Origin of the sequence: Streptomyces sp. BB1-1-1 (genome assembly GCF_031597775.1) — a bacterium.
Lineage (GTDB): Bacteria > Actinomycetota > Actinomycetes > Streptomycetales > Streptomycetaceae > Streptomyces > Streptomyces thinghirensis.
In genome coordinates, this window is the sequence record NZ_CP134203.1 from 7,681,553 (window position 1) to 7,700,483 (window position 18,931).

Consider the following 18,931-nt stretch of genomic DNA (forward strand, 5'->3'; position numbering starts at 1 on the left):
CGTTTCGAGGCCGTACTGCCCGCCGTCATCGACGACATCGGACATCTGGTACGCACCGAGTCGCCCTCGGCCGACCTCGACGCCGTGGCCCGCAGCGCCCGGGCGGTCGCCACGGTCGCGGCACCGTACCTGGGCACCGCACCCGACGTCATCACGGTGGACGGCCGCACCCATCTGCGCTGGCGTCTGGGCAGTGGCCCCCGGCGCGTCCTGCTGCTCGGCCACCACGACACGGTGTGGCCCGTCGGTTCCCTTGCAGCCCACCCGTTCACGGTCCGCGACGGCGTGCTGCGCGGGCCCGGCTGCTTCGACATGAAGGCGGGACTCGTCATGGCCTTCCACGCCGTCGCCGCGCTCGGCGCCGGCGCCCTCGACGGGCTGACCCTCCTGGTCACCGGCGACGAGGAACTCGGCTCTCCGTCGTCGCGGGAGCTGATCGAGTCCGAGGCGGCCGGCTGCGCCGCGGCGCTGGTCCTGGAGGCGTCCGCCGACGGCGGCGCGCTGAAGACCGAACGCAAGGGAGTCTCCCAGTACGAGGTACGGGTCGACGGCCGGGCCGCCCACGCGGGACTGGAACCGGAGCGCGGAGTGAACGCCGGCGTCGAGACCGCCCACCAGGTGCTCGCGGTCGCCGCACTGTCCGGCATCGACGCGGGCACCACGGTCACTCCGACACTGCTGAGTGCCGGAACCACCACCAACACCGTCCCCGCCCACGGCCGGTTCTCCGTGGACGTCCGCGTGCGCGACGCCGCGGAACAGACCAGGGTGGACACCGCGCTCCACCGACTGCGGCCCGTACTCGACGGTGCGACGGTGGAGGTGACCGGCGGACCCAACCGGCCGCCCCTGCCCCCTGCCGCATCGGACGCGCTCTACCGCCGCGCCCGGCAACTCGCCGCGGAGCTGGGCATCGGCCCGCTCACGGCCGCCGCCGTCGGGGGAGCCTCGGACGGCAACTTCACCGCGGGTGCCGGCATCCCGACCCTGGACGGACTCGGCGCCGTGGGCGGCGGCGCGCACGCCCCCGACGAGCACGTGCTCGTCGCGGACCTCCCGCGCCGCACGGCACTGTTGGCGGCACTCGTCGGCGACCTGCTCGCCGCGGCCCCGAGGACCGCCGCGCGCGACAGTGACGCGACAACGCTCGGCGGGAGCACCCGATGACGGACATGTCCGCTGCCACTCCCTTCGCTCCCGAAGCGGGCCACCGGCTCGTGGCGGAGGCGCTGGCCGCGGCCGACGCGGCCGCGCACGCGGCCGGCTGCCACGTGTGGCCGATCAGTGCCCTGGCGGATCTGGAAGCGGCCTGCCGGCTCTTCGAAGGCATCTGGAAACCCGCCGGCGAGAACGCGCTGGCCACCACCGAACTGCTGCGTGCGATGGACAAGGCGGGCAGCTACGTCGCGGCCGCCTTCGACGACGACGGCGACGAACTGGTCGGCGCCTGCATCGGCTTCTTCGGCCCGCCGCCCGACGGCACCCTGCACAGCCACATCGCCGGCGTCTCCGCCCGGATGCGTGGCCGCAGTGTCGGATTCGCCCTCAAGACCCACCAGCGCGGCTGGGCGCTCCAGCGCGGCGCGACCCAGGTGTCCTGGACGTTCGATCCGCTGGTACGGCGCAACGCCTACTTCAACATCGGCAAGCTGGCCGCCCGGCCCGCGCAGTACCTGCCCAACTTCTACGGCCCGATGAACGACGGCATCAACGGCGCCGACGACACCGACCGGCTCCTGGTGGAGTGGCGGCTGGCCGCACCCGAGACCGCCGCTGCCTGCCACGGCCGCCATCGGGTCACCGACGCCGTGGCCGAACGCGCGGGCGGCGCCGCCGTTGCGCTCGGTGCCACGTCCGACGGGCGGCCGCTGGCCCTTCCCGTCTCCGGGCCGCGGTCCCTGGTCGCCGTACCGGAGGACATCGAGGCGCTGCGCCGCGGCGACCCGCGGTCGGCCGCGGCCTGGCGCTCCGCCGTACGCGACGTCCTCGGCGGGCTCCTCGCCGACGGGTGGCAGGTGACGGGATTCGACCGCGCCGGCTGGTACCTCCTCGAAGACAAGGACGCACAGTGAAGCTCACCGGAGTCGAAATCCGCCGGATCCGGCTGCCGTTGGTGGCCCCCTTCCGCACCTCGTTCGGTACGCAGACGGAGCGCACGGCGCTGCTGCTGCGCGCGGTGAGCACCGACGCCGAGGGCTGGGGCGAGTGTGTGGCGATGGCCGACCCGCTGTACTCCCCGGAGTACGTGGCCGCGTGCGCCGACGTGCTGCGCCGATTCCTCGTTCCCGCGCTGGGGCGGTGCCGGCGACTGGACGCGGCCGGCGTCCTCCCGGCACTGGCGCCGTTCCGGGGCCACCGGATGGCGAAGGCCGCGCTGGAGACGGCTGTACTCGACGCCGAACTGCGTGCCCGGGGAGTGCCGTTGGCGCGCGAGCTGGGCGCCGTCCACGACCGGGTGCCGTGCGGGGTGTCCGTGGGCATCATGGACTCGGTGCCGGAGCTGGTCGAGGCGGTGGACGACTATCTCGAGGAGGGGTATCGCCGTATCAAGCTCAAGATCGAGCCCGGCTGGGACATCGAGCCGGTACGTGCGGTACGCGAGCACTGCGGCGACGACTTGCTGCTCCAGGTCGACGCCAACACCGCCTACACCCTTGCCGATGCCCGGCACCTGGCCCAACTGGACGCGTTCGATCTGCTGTTGATCGAGCAGCCGTTGGACGAGGAAGACCTGCTCGGCCATGCGCGGCTGGCCAGGACCCTGTCCACACCGGTGTGCCTGGACGAGTCGATCACCTCCGCCCGCGCCGCCGCGGCGGCGATCACCCTGGGCGCGTGCGGCATCGTGAACGTCAAGCCCGGCCGGGTCGGCGGCTACCTGGAGGCCCGCCGTATCCACGACGTGTGCGCCGCGCACGGCGTGCCGGTGTGGTGCGGCGGCATGCTGGAGACCGGCCTCGGCCGTGCCGCGAACGTCGCTCTGGCCGCGCTGCCGGGCTTCACACTGCCCGGCGACGTCTCCGCCTCCGACCGCTTCTACCGGACCGACATCACCGAGCCGTTCGTCCTGGCCGACGGTCACCTCCCGGTCCCCGACGGCCCCGGACTCGGAGTCGTGCCGCTCCCCGACGTCCTCGAGGAGGTCACCGTCGAGACCGAGTGGATCCCCCTGTGACGGGGGAGGGGCTTGTGGTGTCCGACGAGAACACCGCACAATCCCGTCCACACCGGCCAAGAACGGCTGCGACCACTGTCCGGGGGGACCGGAGGTGCGGGGGCACAGTGAACACACAACCGCGGGCCAGCCTCAGACGGGTCCTGGAGGACCTCGGCACCACCCTGCTCGACCTGGTGTGCGGTGCCCCGGACACGGCCGACGAGATCGGCGGGGTGGTCATCCACGACGCACTGGACGAACCGGTGCTGCCCCGGCAGGCGCTGGTGCTCGGCATCGGCGTCCACGGGGCGGGTGACACCGCCCGGCTGCTCACCGCTCTCGGTGACGCCGGCGCCGCGGCGCTGGTGGTTCGCGCCCCGGTGCCGGCCGATGCCGTCGTGACCGCGGCGGCGGAGAGCTCCGGGGTGGCGCTGCTCGCGCTGACCCGCGGCGCCTCGTGGGCCCAGCTCGCCGCACTGCTGCGCTCGCTGCTCGCGGACGGCGACGTCGGCGAGGAGGGCCCGCAGACGCTGGGCGGCACACCCTCCGGCGACCTGTTCGCCCTCGCCAACGCGGTGGCCGCACTCCTCGACGCCCCCGTCACCATCGAGGACCGCAGCTCCCGCGTCCTGGCCTTCTCCGGACGCCAGGACGAGGCCGACCCCTCACGCGTGGAAACCGTACTGGGCCGCCAAGTGCCCGAACGCTTCACCCGTTTCCTGGAGGACCGAGGGATCTTCCGTTCCCTCTACCGCAGCGACCAGCCGGTCCACGTCGACCCACCCGAGACCGACGGATTCCACATCCCGCGCGCCGCCATCGCCGTACGCGCCGGCGACGAACTCCTCGGTTCCATCTGGGCCGTCACCCACACCCCGCTCACCGAGCAACGCGGCCGGGCACTGCACGACGCGGCCAAACTGGTGGCCCTGCACATGCTGCGCCTGCGGGCCGGCGCCGACGTCGAGCACCGACTCCGCGCCGACCTGGTCTCCACCGCCCTGGAAGGAGGGCCGGGCGCCGCGGAGGCGCTGGGCCGGCTCGGCCTGACCGACTACGCGGGCGTGGTCCTCGCCCTGGCCGTGCCGGACCCGCCCGAGCTGACCGGCTCCACCGATCTGCACGCCCAGCACACGGCCGAACGCCAGCGCCTGGCCGACGCTTTCGCCGTGCATCTCTCCGCGATCCACGCCCGCGCGGCCACGGCGCTCGTCGGTGACGTCGCGTACGGCATCCTCCCCGTGCCACCGCATCAGCGGGACGCGGAGGAGAGGGCGGCCCGTACCGGCACCGACTTCCTCACGCGCATCGGCGACCGGCTGACTCCGCTGATCGGCATCGGCCCCGCGGCCCAGGACGGCAGCGCCCTGGCCCGCTCCCGGGAAGGAGCCGACCGGGCACTGCGCGTCCTGCGCACCAACGGAGGCGCCCGGCAGCTCGCCCGAATCTCGGACGTCCATGTCGAGGCACTCCTGCTCGACCTGGCCGACCTCGCAGCCGAGCGGGGCGATCCGCCGACCGGCCCGCTGGCCCGGCTGCTCGCCTACGACCAGGAGCACGACTCCCAACTGGTCGACACCCTCTGCGCCTGGCTCAACGCCTTCGGCGACGTCCCGGCGTCCGCCGACGCGATGTACGTCCACCAGAACACCTTCCGTTACCGCCTGCGCCGCGCCACCGAAGTCGCCCGGGCCGACCTCACCGACCCCGACGTCCGCTTCGCACTGATGCTGCAGTTGCGCCTGCTGCGCCGCATCGGCACGTCCGCACGCTGATCGCGCTCACTTCGGGCAGTACTCCGCCTCGATGACCGCCTGGCTGTCGCCCGCCCAGTCGCCGTTGAAGTTGAAGGCCAGCGAGTGCCTGCCGTCCGCCGAGGTCACGGCCTGGGACGCCGATCCCTGGATGTTGCCGCCGTGCCCCCACACCACGGCACCGCAGGACGGCGAGAACTTCATCAGCCCCAGTCCGTAGGCCGTGATCAGGCCGGCCCCGCTGACCGGGACGGTGGTCTTCATCTCCGCCAGCTGCTTCGCGGGCAGCAGCCTGCCGCCCAGCAGGGCCGAGTAGAAGCGGTTCAGGTCACCGGAAGTGGAGATCATCGCGCCCGCCGAGGCCGCGGCGGACGGATTGAGCTCGGTGACGTCGTACGTCCGGTCCGTGGGCCGCGGCGCCAGGGAGAGCTTGGAGTACGCACGCGAACTCGGCGCCGGCATCGACGAGGCGGTGCGGGGGACGGAGGTGGCGTACAGGCCGAGCGGCTCGATGACGCGCCGCTTGATCTCCTCCTCGTACGGGCGGCCCGAGGCCTTCTCGATGACCATTCCGGCCAGGACGTAGTTGGTGTTCGAGTAGCTCCAGGCCGTGCCCGGGTCGAAGAGCGGCTTCTGGCGCATGGCGATGTCCACCAACTGCTCGGGCGGGTAGGTGTCGTAGCGGTGCTCCAGGAACTTCTCGGTGAATCCCCGCTCCAGGAACTCCGGGTCGGCGGTGTAGCTGGGGATTCCGCTGGTGTGGTTGAGCAGTTGCCGCAGGGATATCAGGCGGCCGTCGTTGCCGTTGCCCCGGACCACACCGGGCAGCCACGTGTCGACCGAGCTGTCGAGGTCGATCCTGCCCTCCGCGTCCAACTGGAGCATCACGGTCGCGACGAAGGTCTTGGTCATGCTGCCGATCCGGTAGCGGTCGACCACCGAGCGCGGTGTGCCCGTCTTGAGGTTCCCGACGCCCGAGGTGCCCATCCAGACCGAGTACGCGGCATTGACCTGCCCGGTGACCCCGGGCACTCCGTCCTTGACCGCGGCGTCCATGGCCTGCTGGGTCCGAGCATGTCCCGGGCCGACGCCGGCCGCCACGGGTGAGGTGAACGAAGCCGCGGTCACAGCCGCCGCCACCAGGCCCACCGCGCCGATCCGTGCTGTGCGCACTGCCATCTGCTGCCCCTTTCGGTTGCTGCCATCAGCGGCAACGGCCGCACCGCGTGGCACAGCGGTTGCCCGCCTTCTCGAACCGGTGATGTCCGGAAGGTAGGCGCAGCCGCCCGGCCCCCGCTTCGTCGCGGGCGACAAGGCGGAGCGGGGCACTCATCGGGGCCGACGAACGGGAGGCGCGGGCCGGCGCCTGTTGATCGGTATGGTCGTTGTCCTCACCTCGCGAGCGATTGACGTACGGTCCCCTTGGGCCGACGGGCGCCGGCGGGCGCGGTCATCTTCGGGAAGGGGCGCAGTGGGAGCCGGGACGAGGGGCGAGGAGCGGCGCGCGGAGATTCTCCGTGCCGCGCTGGAGGTCATCGCCGAGCGCGGATACCGGGCAGCCAGCCTGGGAGCGATCGCCGAGCGCGTCGGGCTCACCCAGCAGGGCCTCCTGCACTACTTCCCCACCAAGGAGGCGCTGCTGATCGCCGTCCTCGGAGAGCGGGACCAGTGGGACGCCATGCCCGACAGCCAGTGGCGACTGGACCTGCTGACATCGCTGGTCGACTACAACGCGATGCGGCCGACCGTGATCCAGACCTTCTCCGCCCTGCTGGGCGAAAGCGTCACCGAGGACCACCCGGCGCGCGAGTTCTTCACCCGCCGCTACGTGACCGTGCGCGAGACCATGGCCGCCCTGCTGCGAGCCGAGTACGGCGACCGCCTGCCCGGAGGGCTCACGCCCGAGCAGGTGGCCCCGTTGGTCACCGCCGTGATGGACGGCCTGCAGTACCAGTGGCTGCTCGCACCCGACGAGGTCGACATGCCCCAGGCGTTCCGGGACTTCATCGCGCTGCTCGCGGGCGTGACCGTCACGCGCGAAGGCTGATCGCCACCGCCTGACCGGAAGCCCGGGACTGGCCGGCCGTCGGGGGCATCGGCCTCGGTCCATCATCTCCGGCTCCGTTCGGCCGCCGGTCCGAGCGTTGCCCCGCCACGGGTGGCGCGTCGGGACTCGAGGTCCTTCTGCGATGATGACCGGCATGGCCTCCACGCCCTCGCCCCGCGCCGCCGGCGCCCCGCCCACCAGTGGTGATGTGGCGCGCGTAGCGGGGGTGTCCCGGGCCACCGTCTCCTATGTCCTCAACAACACCGAGGGCGGGAGGGTCAGCGAGGCCACTCGCGAGCGGGTGCGGGACGCGGCCCGGCAGCTCGGTTATGTGCCGCACGCCGTGGCGCGCGCCCTGCGAGCCGGGCACAGCGGGATCGTGCTGCTCACCGCGCCCGCGGTAACCGTGGGACCGCTGTTCGCGCACGCCTACGCCGACCTCCAGCAGGCCCTCGCCGAACTGGGCCACACCGCCGTGCTCTACGGACCTACCGGGGCGCGGGGCGCGGAGGCCGGCCGGCGCTGGGCCGAGCTGCGTCCCGACGCCGTGCTGTCGCTGATGGACGACAGCATGGACGAGGACGCCGTCACCGTGCTGCACAAGGCCGGCGTCGGGGTGGTCCTCGGTTGCGGCCCGGTGCCGGTTCCGGGCGCGCACGCGCTGGTGGCCGACCAGGAGCAGGTCGGGTTCCGCGCGGTGGAACATCTCGCCGCGGCCGGCCGCCGGGCCCTCGGCGTGATCGTGCCCGCCGACGCCTCGCTGCGCGGATTCGCCGAGCCCCGGCTGGCAGGCGCCGAGAAGGGCGCGCGGGCGCGGGACGCCGTCACCGTCGTACGGCAGGACCTCGCGCTCGACGAGGGCGCGGCGACGCGTTGGGCGCGGCAGTGCGCCGACGAGGGGATCGACGGCCTGTTCGCGTACAACGACGAGTACGCCGCGCTCGCCGTCCGCGCCTTGCAGGACTCGGGGAAGCGTGTGCCGGAGGACGTCGCGGTCGTCGGTGCCGACGATCTGCTCATCGGGCGGCTGCTCCGGCCCCGGCTCACGACCGTGCGGATGGACTACATGCCGTCGCGGGAGATCGCCCGGCTGCTCAACCGGCTGATCGGCACTCCTGACGCACCTCCGGAGACGCACGACATCCTCCGGACGGGCCTCGTCGTGCGCGAATCGGCCTGATGCGGATCGTGACCGGCCATCAACCAGTCCGGGGAGCCTCGTTCGGAACTCGGAGCCCTGGTGTGCGAGCGCGCCCGCTTGTGGCCCCGTTCGCTCGTTGGGCCATGTAGATCCAGTCGAAGCCGTCGTACCCCTCGGTGTCGAGATGCTGTGCTCGGCCGAGCCCGGCGCGTATCGCCACGCGCTGAGAAGCGACGTTGGCCGGTCGAACGCGGGCGATCAGCGGGATGTCGGGCAGATGATGGGACGCCCAGCTGGCGACCGCGGCTGCGGCTTCACCGGCGAAGCCCTGGCCCCAGGCCGAGGTGGCGAAGCGGTAGAAGAGGTTCCGGACCGGGGCTCCGTGCAGTTCCATGGGCTTGATTCCGCAGAATCCGAGCTGCTGAGCGGAGCCGTGCCGACGGACGACCCAGTACCCGTATCCGTACTGCTGCCACTGGTCGTCCCAACGCTGATAGAGCGCCTCTGCTTCCTCGAACCGGGCGAGCGCGTCGGACGGGTTGTGGGCACAGGTCTCAGGGTCGCGGTGGACGGCGAAGATCGCGTCGACATCGGCTGCGGTTGGGCGTCCCAGCGACAGCCGGGCGGTTTGCAGCTCCACGGCTGCCGGGCTCCGGTCACTCATGTCAAGGCCTCATCACCGGTGCGGAAGATACGGTTCAGGTGGTGGTCCAGGACCGTGGTCGCGGACTCCGGGCTGCGCTGGCCGACGAGGATGCCGGTGCCGAGTCCCGCGGACATGGCAAGGAGGCCGGCCGCCTCCAACCGCGCGTCCACACCGGGTTCGAGCAGTGCCGCTTCCTGCGCCTGCCGGAGGAGTTCGGTCAGGGCATCCTCGGCGGCATCAGGGTTCTTGATGAAGGGTTGGGCCGCGAGCGCGGGGTCGTTCACGGACAGAACCGCGTACGCGGTGTAGAGGTGGTGGAAGGTGCGGCTCTCGTCGTCTGTCGGCAGCGCGGCCATCAGCAACGCCTCGACCGTCGCGCGCGGACCCGGACCGTCCCCGGCGGCCCGTACCCGGGCGGCGACCCGTTCCCCGAATCTCTCCGCCAGCAGTTCGAGCCCGAAGAGCAGCAACTTCTCCTTGGTCTGGAAGTAGTACTGCACCAGCCGCAGCGACACCCCCGCCTCCGCCGCCACATCGCGCATCCCGACGGCGTGCAGCCCGCGTCGGTCGGCGACCCGGACGAGGGCCTCGGCGATCTCGGTGCGCCGTTCCGCGTGGTCCACGCGCTTGGGCATCGGCCGGTTCTCCGTTCGTCGTTCCTGCCACGGCTCCCATGGGCCTTTTGATGATACAGCTGTACCACCTTCATGGTACGTTCGTATCACATAACCGCGACGCCGGAGGTGGCCATGCCCGAGAACGCTGCCCGAACCCAGCCCGGCGTCGGCCGTTATGTGAGCGACGCCTGGCGGGAGCGCTACTTCACGGCCTGCGACGCGGTATACGCGCTGGGGGCGCCCGCGCTCGCGGAGGAGGACGTGGAGACCTCCTTCGGCACCACGCACGTCTACCGCTACGGCCCCGCCGGCGAGGCTGCCCGAACCCGCACTCCCGTGGTCCTGGTGCACGGGTCGGGCGCATGCTCCGCCATGTGGTACCCGAACACCCCCGACCTCAGCGCGGACCGCCCGGTCTACGCGATCGACACCCCGGGCGATCCCGGCCGCAGCGTGCAGCGCGAACCCATCCACCAGCCCGAACACGCGGCGCAGTGGCTGGACGAGACGCTCGCCGGGCTCGGACTCGACCGCGTCCACCTCGTCGGCTCTTCCTACGGCGGCTGGCTCGTCCTGAACCAGGCGCACCGCAGGCCCGGTCGTCTCGCCTCGGCCACTTTGCTCGACCCCGGCGGCCTGGAGAAGGTGGGGCTGCGCTTCTTCGTCTGGATCTTCGCCGGCTTCTTCGCGACCTTCGCGCCCAAGGCGCTCCGCCCGCGACTGGCGGCCTGGCTCGAACAGCCGGTCCTCGTCGTGCCGGAACTGCGCGCGATGGTCCGAACGGCGGTTCGCGCCTACCGCGTACGCCGCCCGGCGCCGCTTCCCCTGTCCGAGGAGGAGCTGTCCACCATCCGGACGCCGCTCTATCTGGCGCTCGGCGAGCGAAGCCTTCTCGTGCACCCGCGGCGGCAGGCGGAGCGTGTGCCGCGCCTGGTCCCCGGTGCCCGAGCCGAGGTCATCTCCAGCACGGGTCACGGGCCGCGGATCGACCACGCGCAGGAGATCAACCGCAGGATGCTGGACTTCATGGCCTCCGTCGACTGACACCTCCTACGTCGACGTGTCAGGACAGTGCTGAGGGACAGCCCGCGCGGGTTCACCGGGTTCACGCGACTACTGGCGTGAAGTAGATCGCGCCGATCACGTGCGCCAACCACGCGGAAACGTCAGCGAATTGGCCGCCACGGTGTTGCCCCTCAGCGCCATCGGCCGCCTCCAACGCTTCAACTTCTCAACGCACTCCGCATCGGTGCCGCTTCCGCGGGCCCCTCGCCGATAAGTAACGAAACCATCGCGTGATGCGCGACATCTAGCCATGCTTACACGTGTCACCTACGCTCCTGCCGAACGCGTGCCCCACCCGCGTCCCGCTCTTTCGGCATCGCCTTCCAAGGGGCCCCACATGACTCATTCACTTCCTGAAAACATGCCGCCGTCGACCGTCGTGGCCGACCAGGCCGACCAGGCCGATCAGGCCGACGACGCGCCCGCCGTCCCCGCGCGGCTCGGGCCGCTCCACCTGACGCTGCCGATGGCCAACGTCGCCCTGTACCTGGTGTGGATGGGCGTGGGCGGCTTCCTGCTTCCCATCCAGGTCGCCCAGATCACCGGTACGAACGACACCACCGCGCTGTCCACGGCCAGCACCATCGGCGCCGTCCTCGCGACGATCGGCAACCCGGTCTTCGGCCAGCTCTCCGACCGCACCCGGTCCCGGTTCGGGCGCCGCGCGCCGTGGATCCTGTTCTGCGCGCTGCTCGGCGCGCTCGCCCTGGTCATGCAGGCCCACGCGGCGAGCATCGCCATGCTGGGGATGAGCTGGGGCGTGGTGCAGTTCATCATGAACGGCTACCAGGCGGCCCTGACCGCCGCGATGCCCGACCGCGTACCGGCCCGCAAGTACGGCACGTTCTCCGCACTGGTAGGGCTCGGCGTGCCGCTCGGCACGATCGTCGCCGCGCTGGTCATCGGCGGTGTGCCCGGGACGAAGTTCGGGCTCGACGGGGTCATCGGCGGCTTCGGCGGCCGGTTCGCCGGGGAGAACGGCTACTACCTGATCGCGGTGATCGTGGTCGTCGCGGCGTTGGTGTTCGTGACCGTCTCGCCCGACCGGGACGCCCGTGCCCTGCCGCGGGAACGGTTCTCCGCGAAGGCATTCCTCGCCAACTTCTGGGTCAATCCCAAGGACCACCCCGACTTCGGCTGGGCCTTCCTGTCGCGGCTCGGGGTGATGCTCGGCTACATGATCGTGCTCACGTACAACATGTACCTGCTCGCCGAGCACATCAAGATCGCACCGCAGGACCTGTTGCCGACCCAGGGCTTCCTGATGATCGTCAACGCCGTGTGCACCGTGATCGCCTCCCTCCTGGTCGGCCCGATCGCCGACCGCGTCGGCAGGGTCAAGCCCTTCGTGCTGGCGTCCGGAATCGCGGCGGCGCTCGCGCTGGTCGTGCCGATGGTGTGGCCGACGGAGGGCGGCATGCTCGCCTACAACATCTTCGGCGGCCTGGCGTTCGGTGTGTACATGGCCGTAGACATGGCGCTCATCACCAAGGTGCTGCCGCGCACCGCCGACGCGGGCAAGGACATGGGCGTCATCAACATCGCCAACGCCGGCCCGCAGATCCTGGCCCCCACCATCGCCGGCTGGATCGTCGCCGCGGGCGGTTACGAGGCGCTCTTCCCGGTCGCCGCGGCCGTCTCCCTCATCGGCGCGCTCGGGGTGCTGCCGGTGCGGAAGGTGCGGTGAGCCGAGACCGCACGGTCCAGGACAGCGCACGGCCAGGGACACCGCACGGCCAGGGACGCCACACGGCCGGGGGCCCTGTGCCCCCCCGGCTCACACCGCACACAGTCGCACCCACCCTCCCAACACCTAACCCCCAACTCTCAGAAGGGTCACCATGAAGCACCGCAGAACACTCCCCGCCCTCGCCGCAGCCGGCACCGTGCTGCTTGCCTGCACTCAGGCGCAGGCGGCCCACGACCGTCCCGAGCATGACGACGACCGACGGTCCCTCGCGGGCCTGCGCGTCCTGCTCAGCAACGACGACTCCATGCGGATGGCCCGCCCCAACGCCTCCGACGGCAAGGGCCTGTACGAGGTGCGCCGCGCCCTGTGCGCGGCCGGTGCGGACGTGGTCGTCATGGCGCCGTGGGCGAACCAGAGCGGCGCCGGCACCAGTGCCACGGGTGGCGGTCAACTGACCGTCCAGCGCCGGGCCGCGCTGCCCGCCGGCTACGCGGGCGACTGCTCCGGAGCGCCGAGCGGCGGCGCGGTGTACGGGGTGTGCAAGGGGAGCGCGCCCTGCGGTCCGTCCACGCCGAGCGCGACGCCCGCCGACACCGTGCGCCTCGGGATCGGCGGCGGGCTGGCGGCCAAGGCCGGCTGGGCCGACGGTCCGGACCTGGTCGTGACCGGCAGCAACTACGGCCCGAACGTCGCCTCCGTCGTCAACGAGTCGGGCACGGTCGGTGCCGCGCTCGCCGCGATCGACGAGGGGGTGCCGGCGGTCGCGCTCAACAGCTCGTACGACCCGGCCGTCACGGACTCCCTGGAGGTCGCGGACCACACGTACCGCGACACGGCCGAGTTCGGGGCGAAGTTCATCGGCGATCTGCGTGAACGCGGCCTGCTGACCGCGAAGTTCGTCGTGAACGTCAACTACCCGCACCACGAGAGGGCGCAGCGTCCCAAGAGCACCGAGTGGACGTCGGTGGGCACGCAGAAGGTCGTGAGGTTCCGCTACACGGCCAAGGGCGACACCTTCACCATCGGCGGCGAACTCTGCCCGCCGGGCGCCCCGGACTGCCGTCCCGAGACCAAGCGCCGCCCGGACTTCGCCCTTCTCCAGCGGGGTCATGTGACGGTCACCCCGATCAGCCCCGACCGTACGCACACCGGGTGGGACACCCGGCGGCTCGAACGGTTCGTACGCGGCGGGCGCTGATCGATCCCGGTGGTGAGGGGGCGGCGGAACCGGCGAGTACCGCCACCACCCGCGCCAGGGCCCCGGCGCTTCCCCTCCCCGCGCCGGGGCCCTGGCACGCTTTCGGGAACGTCAGATCCAGCCGTCCAGGGACTTGAGGAAGGCCTGCGGATCGTCCCGGTGGATGCAATGCCCCGCCTGCGGCACGACGCGTACCTCGAACCCCCGCTCCTTCAGCAGCGCCGCGCCCTGCGCGTCGACACACAGGCTGGGGTCGGCGAGCTGCACGAGGGACGGTACGACGGCCGACTCGGGCAGGTAGTCCTGCGCGAACCGGTCCGTGGCCGACAGGAACTCGGGGTCGAACAGGGCGAAGCCCGCCAGTTCGGCCGCCACGTCCTCGTCGGACCAGCGCGGGTTCATGGCCCGCACGCTCTCGGCGGTCGCGGAGGCGACCATCTGCCGCATGCCGGCCGTCGCCCCGGCCGGTACGTTGCGCAGCCGGAAGCCGGGGTCGGAGTAGACGGCGCGGGCGGGGCGCAGACGGGAGACCGCGAGGGCGAGGGACAGGCCGCCCATCGAGTGGCCGAGCGCCACGTCGGCGCCGGTGGGCAGGTTCTCCACGAGGTCCTCGGCGAGAAGCTCGGCGCGGTACTCCCCGCGCGGGCTGCGGCCGTGACCGCGCAGATCGGGGGCGACGACGCGGTAGCCGAGGCCGACGAGATGCTCCTCGAGCGCGTGCCAGGTGCGATGGTCGGACATGCCGCCGTGGATCAGCAGCGCCACCTTGTCGCCGGAGCCGCGCTCATGGACGTTCAGCTTCATCGAAGCGAGACCTTTCGGGGAAGGCGAATAGTGCTTACACGTGTAAGCATTCGCGTCGAACCCCCGAAAGTGCAAGGGGGCCACGGAAATAACGCATGGATAACGAAACCTACCGATTGACAAGTAGGTGGGTCACTATGGCCGGAGCGACGCGCGCCCGTCCCGGTCGCCACACATACGAGCAAGGAGGCACCGCCATGCCCGAACCGCACCACACGGCAGCGCGGACCGCAGCGGCGGATCCGGACCAGGCCCGCGAGGCGGCGGTCGAGGCCGCGCTCGGCAAGCTCGACCTCGACTCCAAGACGCGCCTGCTGGCCGGTCAGGACATGTGGTCGCTGCCGGCCATGCCGCAGATCGGTCTGGCGTCGATCGTGATGTCGGACGGCCCGATCGGCGTGCGCGGTGTGCGCTGGACCGCCGACGACCCGTCCATCGCGCTGCCGTCCCCGACCGCCCTCGCCGCCACCTGGGACCCGGAACTGGCCCGGCGCGCGGGAGTGCTGCTCGCGCAGGAGGCGCGGCGCAAGGGAGTGCACGTGCTGCTCGCGCCGACGGTCAACCTGCACCGGTCGCCGCTCGGCGGGCGCCACTTCGAGGCGTACAGCGAGGACCCGCTTCTGACGGGTGAGATCGGCGCCGGCTATGTGCGGGGCGTGCAGTCCGGTGGTGTGGGCACCACGATGAAGCACTTCGTCGCCAACGATGCCGAGACCGACCGCTTCACCGTGAACAACCTCGTCTCGGAGCGGGCGTTGCGCGAGCTGTATCTGGCGCCGTTCGAGGCGATCGTCGCCCATGCCCGCCCGTGGGGCGTCATGACCGCCTACAACCGGGTCAACGGCCCGACCATGACCGAGCACCAGCGTCTGGTGCGCGAGGTCCTGCGCGGCGAGTGGGGCTTCGACGGCTTCAACGTCTCCGACTGGATGGCGGCCCGGTCGACCACCGGTGACATCGAGGGCGGCCTGGACGTGGCCATGCCGGGCCCGCACACCGTCTACGGGGAGGCGCTGGCCGCCGCCGTGCGCGCGGGGGAGGTCGAGGAGGCCGCGGTCGACGACGCGGTGCGCAATGTGCTGCGTCTCGCCGCCCGGGTGGGCGTACTCGACGGCGCGGAGCCGGTGGTCGCCGAGCCCCCGGCCGAGGTCGACGGCGTCGGGCTGGCCCGCGAGATCGCGCGCCGCGCCTTCGTGCTCCTGCGCAACGAGCCCGTGGGGGAGACCGGCCCCGTACTTCCGCTGGACCCGGCCCGCATGCGAAGGGTCGCGCTGCTCGGCGCGGCCGCGCGGGACGCCAGGATCCTCGGCGGCGGCTCCGCGACCGTGTTCCCCGCCCGGGTCGTCTCCCCGCTCGACGGACTGACCGCCGCGCTGCCCGAGGGCGCCCTGTCGTTCGCGGTCGGCGCCGATCCGAGTGACGAACTCACTGTTGCCGACAAGGGATTCACCCTGCGGGCGGTCTGCCGGGACGCCGCCGGGAAGGTGCTCGGCGAGGGCCGGCTGCCGAGCGGCCAGGTGCAGTGGATCGGCGACGACCTGCCCGACGGCGTGACCCGCGAGACGCTGCACAGCATCGAGGTCACCGGCACGTTCCGGCCGCGGGAGAGCGGCGAGCACTCCTTCGGCACGCGGGGCATCGGCGGCTACCGACTGACGGTCGCCGGCGAGACGCTGTTCGACGGGGAGCAGCCGCTGGACTCGGAGGCCGATCCGTTCGAGGCGTTCTTCGGCGCGCCCGTCGAGCGGGGGCGGGTCGTGCTGCGAGAGGACGAACCGGTGGAGGTGTCGCTGCTGCACACCCTGCCCCAGGGGGCCGCCGCCCCGGTGTTCGGCGTGATGTTCTCCCTGACACACCTCGGGCCGCGGCGGGACCCGGACGAGCTGATCGCCGAGGCCGTCGAGGCGGCCCGGAACGCGGACACGGCAGTGGTCGTCGTCGCGACGACGGAGCGCGTCGAGTCCGAGGGCTTCGACCGCGTGGACCTGACGCTGCCCGGCCGCCAGGACGACCTCGTGCGGGCGGTGGCCGCGGCGAACCCGCGCACGGTCGTGGTCGTCAACTCCGGTTCACCGGTGGAGCTTCCGTGGCGGGACGAGGTCGCCGCGGTACTGCTCGGCTGGTTCCCCGGCCAGGAAGGCGGTGCGGCGCTCGCCGATGTGCTGCTCGGAGACGAGGAGCCCGGCGGCAGGCTGCCCACCACGTGGGGCGACCTGGACAGGGCGCCGGTCACCAACGTCGTCCCCACCGACGGTGAACTCGACTACGAGGAGGGCGTGTTCATCGGCTACCGCGCCTGGGAGCGGGCGGGGCGGACACCCTCGTACGTCTTCGGCCACGGCCTGGGCTACACGGACTGGACCTACGAGTCGATCGAGTCGGACGGCACCTCGGTCACCGTCACCGTCCGCAACTCCGGAAGCCGGACGGGCCGCGAGGTCGTGCAGCTGTACGTCGCGCCGACCGGCCCCGGACCGGACCGCCCGGCCCGGTGGCTCGCCGGCTCGGCGCAGGTGTCGGCCGCGCCCGGCGAGAGCGCCTCGGTGACGGTCGAGCTGCCCGACCGGTCCTTCGAGGTCTGGGACGGCGACGGCTGGCGCCGCGTCGAGGGCGCCTATGAGGTGCACGCCGCCCGCTCCCTCACCGACGTCCGCCTCACGGCGCCGCTCACGCTCTGACGAGCGGCCCACGATCAGCTCCGGGGCGGCACCTGGCCCGCCGCCCCGGAGCGCTGTCGTCCCGGAGTGTTCGACGTGCTGCTCAGCCCGACCCTCGCGCAGTCGATCCCGCTGACCAGTACCCTAGTAATGGCATCGCTCTCATGGGCAGGGACCAGGTCGCACATGAGGACAGACATAGGCGCCGCTCTCGGATTGGCATCGATAACATTCTCTGTCATAGTTCCAACCTCCGACCGCTGGTGTCCTCGTCCCCCTCCTGACCGCTGGAGCCGTCAAGTGAGCACTCCCTCCCCAGCCTCCCCGCCGCCGGCCGCGGCGACCCTGACGTACGGCGACGGCGTCCTCCTGCGGGACGGGCGCCCGCACCGCGTCCTGGCGGGCTCGCTGCACTACTTCCGGGTCCGGCCCGAGCAGTGGGCCGACCGGCTCCGGCGGCTGGCCGCCCTCGGCCTGAACACCGTGGACACCTACGTCCCGTGGAACTTCCACGAACGCACCGAGGGCGACGTCCGCTTCGACGGCCCGCGCGACCTGGCCCGGTTCGTCCGGCTCGCCCAGGAGGAGGGACTGGACGTCATCGTGCGGCCGGGCCCGTACATCTGCGCCGAGTGGGACAACGGCGGCCTGCCGGCCTGGCTGACCGGCACTCCCGGCATGCGGCTGCGGACCTCCCACGGCCCCTTCCTGGAAGCGGTCGACCGCTGGTTCGACGAGCTGATCCCGCGCGTCGCCGAGCTCCAGGCCGGCCGGGGAGGGCCGGTCGTGGCCGTACAGATCGAGAACGAGTACGGCAGCTACGGCGACGACCAGGCCTATGTCCGCCGGGTGCGTGACGCCCTGGTCGAGCGGGGAGTCACCGAACTGCTCTACACGGCCGACGGGCCGACCCCGCTGATGCAGGACGGCGGCGCCCTGCCCGGCGAACTGGCGGCGGCGACCTTCGGCTCACGCCCCGCTCAGGCGGCGGCGCTGCTGCGCTCGCGCCGGCCCGGGGAGCCGTTCTTCTGCGCCGAGTTCTGGAACGGCTGGTTCGACCACTGGGGCGAGAAGCACCACGTCAGGTCGGCGGAGAGCGCGGCCGAGACCGTGGGCGGCATCCTCGACGAAGGCGGCTCCGTGAGCCTCTACATGGCGCACGGCGGCACCAACTTCGGACTGTGGGCGGGCGCCAACCACGACGGCGGCGGGATCCAGCCGGCCGTCACCAGCTACGACTCGGACGCCCCCATCGCCGAGAACGGCGCCCTGACACCGAAGTTCTTCGCTCTGCGGGAGAAGCTGACCGCGCTCGACGGCGCCGGACCCGAGCGCCCGCTGCCCGCGGATCCGCCGCTGCTGGCACCCCGCGAACTCCCGGTCACCCGGCACGCGGCCCTGCTGGACGCGCTGCGCGCCGCGGCCGAACCGGTACCCGCACCGCTGCCGCTGAGCTTCGAGGAACTCTCCCTGGCCTCCGGCCTGGTCCTCTACGAGGCCGAGCCGCTGCTGCCGCCGGGGAGCCACGAACTGACCGTCACGGGACTGCACGACCGCGCCCAGGTCTTCGTCGGCGGCACACCCGTCGCCGTACTGGACCGCGAGACCGCCTCCTTCACCGTATCCGGCACCGGAGCGCGCGTCCGGCTGGCGCTGCTGGTGGAGAACCAGGGGCGGATCAACTACGGACCGCTGCTCGGCCAGGGCAAGGGCATCCTCGGCGGGGTGCGGGTGGAACGCAGGCTGGTGCACGGCTGGACGATCCGCCCGCTGCCGCTCGACGAGTGGACGCCGCAGGACACGGCCCGCGCCGCGGCGGCGGCCCCACCGGACGGCCGGGCGGGCTTCGCCACCGCCGCGCTGTCCGTGGCGGAGCCCGCCGACGCCTTCGTCGCCCTGCCCGGTTTCGGGAAGGGCTTCCTCTGGGTCAACGGCACCCTGCTGGGCCGCTACTGGGAGATCGGACCGCAGACCACGCTTTACCTGCCCGGCCCGCTGCTGCACCCCGGCGACAACACGCTGACCGTGCTGGAACTCGAACGCTTCGGCGACCGGATCGCCCTGCACGACCGACCCGACCTCGGCCCGCCGGAGGAGTACGTCGAGACGTTCGACTGACCTCCTCCCGGCCCCGCGCGTCGGCGGCCCGCCCCGG

15 protein-coding genes are annotated in these 18,931 nt (G+C 72.2%); 11 read left to right on the plus strand and 4 right to left on the minus strand.

Features of this window, described 5'->3' with window-relative positions; translation table 11 throughout:
* Positions 1 to 15 precede the first annotated feature (15 nt).
* From RI578_RS35225 to RI578_RS35240, 4 genes are all read left to right on the plus strand, one after another.
* Positions 16 to 1,167, plus strand: a complete 1,152-nt coding sequence (locus RI578_RS35225; RefSeq protein ID WP_310875942.1) for a M20 family metallopeptidase — start codon at positions 16 to 18, stop codon at positions 1,165 to 1,167.
* Positions 1,164 to 2,072, plus strand: a complete 909-nt coding sequence (locus RI578_RS35230; protein ID WP_310874849.1) for a GNAT family N-acetyltransferase — start codon at positions 1,164 to 1,166, stop codon at positions 2,070 to 2,072. Before RI578_RS35225 ends, RI578_RS35230 begins: the two co-directional genes overlap by 4 nt.
* Positions 2,069 to 3,175, plus strand: coding sequence for an o-succinylbenzoate synthase (gene menC, locus RI578_RS35235; protein WP_310874850.1), 1,107 nt, complete (start codon positions 2,069 to 2,071; stop codon positions 3,173 to 3,175). The genes RI578_RS35230 and menC overlap by 4 nt, the downstream gene beginning before the upstream one ends.
* Before the next feature lie 107 nt (positions 3,176 to 3,282).
* A complete protein-coding gene (locus RI578_RS35240) occupies positions 3,283 to 4,932 on the plus strand; it encodes a helix-turn-helix domain-containing protein (RefSeq protein ID WP_310874851.1) in 1,650 nt (549 codons plus the stop codon).
* Positions 4,933 to 4,938: 6 nt separating this feature from the next.
* Here RI578_RS35240 and RI578_RS35245 read toward each other — a convergent pair whose 3' ends face one another.
* Entirely contained in the window at positions 4,939 to 6,090 is a 1,152-nt protein-coding gene (locus RI578_RS35245; RefSeq protein WP_310874852.1) for a serine hydrolase domain-containing protein, read from the minus strand.
* A 292-nt stretch (positions 6,091 to 6,382) separates the two neighbouring features.
* Between RI578_RS35245 and RI578_RS35250 the strand changes: the two genes are divergently transcribed.
* Together RI578_RS35250 and RI578_RS35255 are read left to right on the plus strand one after the other, a co-directional pair.
* Positions 6,383 to 6,958 carry a TetR/AcrR family transcriptional regulator gene (locus RI578_RS35250; protein WP_310874853.1) on the plus strand — a complete coding sequence of 192 codons (576 nt, stop codon included), beginning with the start codon at positions 6,383 to 6,385 and terminating at the stop codon, positions 6,956 to 6,958.
* Positions 6,959 to 7,112: 154 nt separating this feature from the next.
* Positions 7,113 to 8,138 carry a LacI family DNA-binding transcriptional regulator gene (locus RI578_RS35255; protein ID WP_310874854.1) on the plus strand — a complete coding sequence of 342 codons (1,026 nt, stop codon included), beginning with the start codon at positions 7,113 to 7,115 and terminating at the stop codon, positions 8,136 to 8,138.
* A 19-nt stretch (positions 8,139 to 8,157) separates the two neighbouring features.
* Here the strand turns inward: RI578_RS35255 and RI578_RS35260 are convergent, their stop codons facing one another.
* Complete coding sequence (locus RI578_RS35260) at positions 8,158 to 8,763, minus strand: GNAT family N-acetyltransferase (protein WP_310874855.1); 606 nt, start codon at positions 8,761 to 8,763, stop codon at positions 8,158 to 8,160.
* Complete coding sequence (locus tag RI578_RS35265) at positions 8,760 to 9,380, minus strand: TetR/AcrR family transcriptional regulator (protein ID WP_310874856.1); 621 nt, start codon at positions 9,378 to 9,380, stop codon at positions 8,760 to 8,762. Before RI578_RS35265 ends, RI578_RS35260 begins: the two co-directional genes overlap by 4 nt.
* A gap of 114 nt (positions 9,381 to 9,494) precedes the next feature.
* Between RI578_RS35265 and RI578_RS35270 the strand changes: the two genes are divergently transcribed.
* From RI578_RS35270 to surE, 3 genes are all read left to right on the plus strand, one after another.
* Positions 9,495 to 10,406: an alpha/beta fold hydrolase gene (locus RI578_RS35270; RefSeq protein ID WP_310874857.1), complete on the plus strand. Its 912-nt coding sequence runs from the start codon at positions 9,495 to 9,497 to the stop codon at positions 10,404 to 10,406.
* A gap of 358 nt (positions 10,407 to 10,764) precedes the next feature.
* Positions 10,765 to 12,114: an MFS transporter gene (locus RI578_RS35275; protein WP_310874858.1), complete on the plus strand. Its 1,350-nt coding sequence runs from the start codon at positions 10,765 to 10,767 to the stop codon at positions 12,112 to 12,114.
* Between the two features lie 154 nt (positions 12,115 to 12,268).
* Positions 12,269 to 13,315 (plus strand): 5'/3'-nucleotidase SurE, encoded by a 1,047-nt coding sequence (gene surE, locus RI578_RS35280; RefSeq protein WP_310874859.1) that lies wholly within the window; start codon positions 12,269 to 12,271, stop codon positions 13,313 to 13,315.
* 111 nt (positions 13,316 to 13,426) lie between these two features.
* Here the strand turns inward: surE and RI578_RS35285 are convergent, their stop codons facing one another.
* Positions 13,427 to 14,119 (minus strand): alpha/beta hydrolase, encoded by a 693-nt coding sequence (locus RI578_RS35285; protein ID WP_310874860.1) that lies wholly within the window; start codon positions 14,117 to 14,119, stop codon positions 13,427 to 13,429.
* A gap of 197 nt (positions 14,120 to 14,316) precedes the next feature.
* Between RI578_RS35285 and RI578_RS35290 the strand changes: the two genes are divergently transcribed.
* Both RI578_RS35290 and RI578_RS35295 read left to right on the plus strand, forming a co-directional pair.
* Positions 14,317 to 16,797, plus strand: a complete 2,481-nt coding sequence (locus tag RI578_RS35290; protein ID WP_310874861.1) for a glycoside hydrolase family 3 C-terminal domain-containing protein — start codon at positions 14,317 to 14,319, stop codon at positions 16,795 to 16,797.
* A 279-nt stretch (positions 16,798 to 17,076) separates the two neighbouring features.
* Positions 17,077 to 18,894 (plus strand): beta-galactosidase, encoded by a 1,818-nt coding sequence (locus RI578_RS35295; RefSeq protein ID WP_310874862.1) that lies wholly within the window; start codon positions 17,077 to 17,079, stop codon positions 18,892 to 18,894.
* The last annotated feature ends 37 nt before the right edge of the window (positions 18,895 to 18,931 follow it).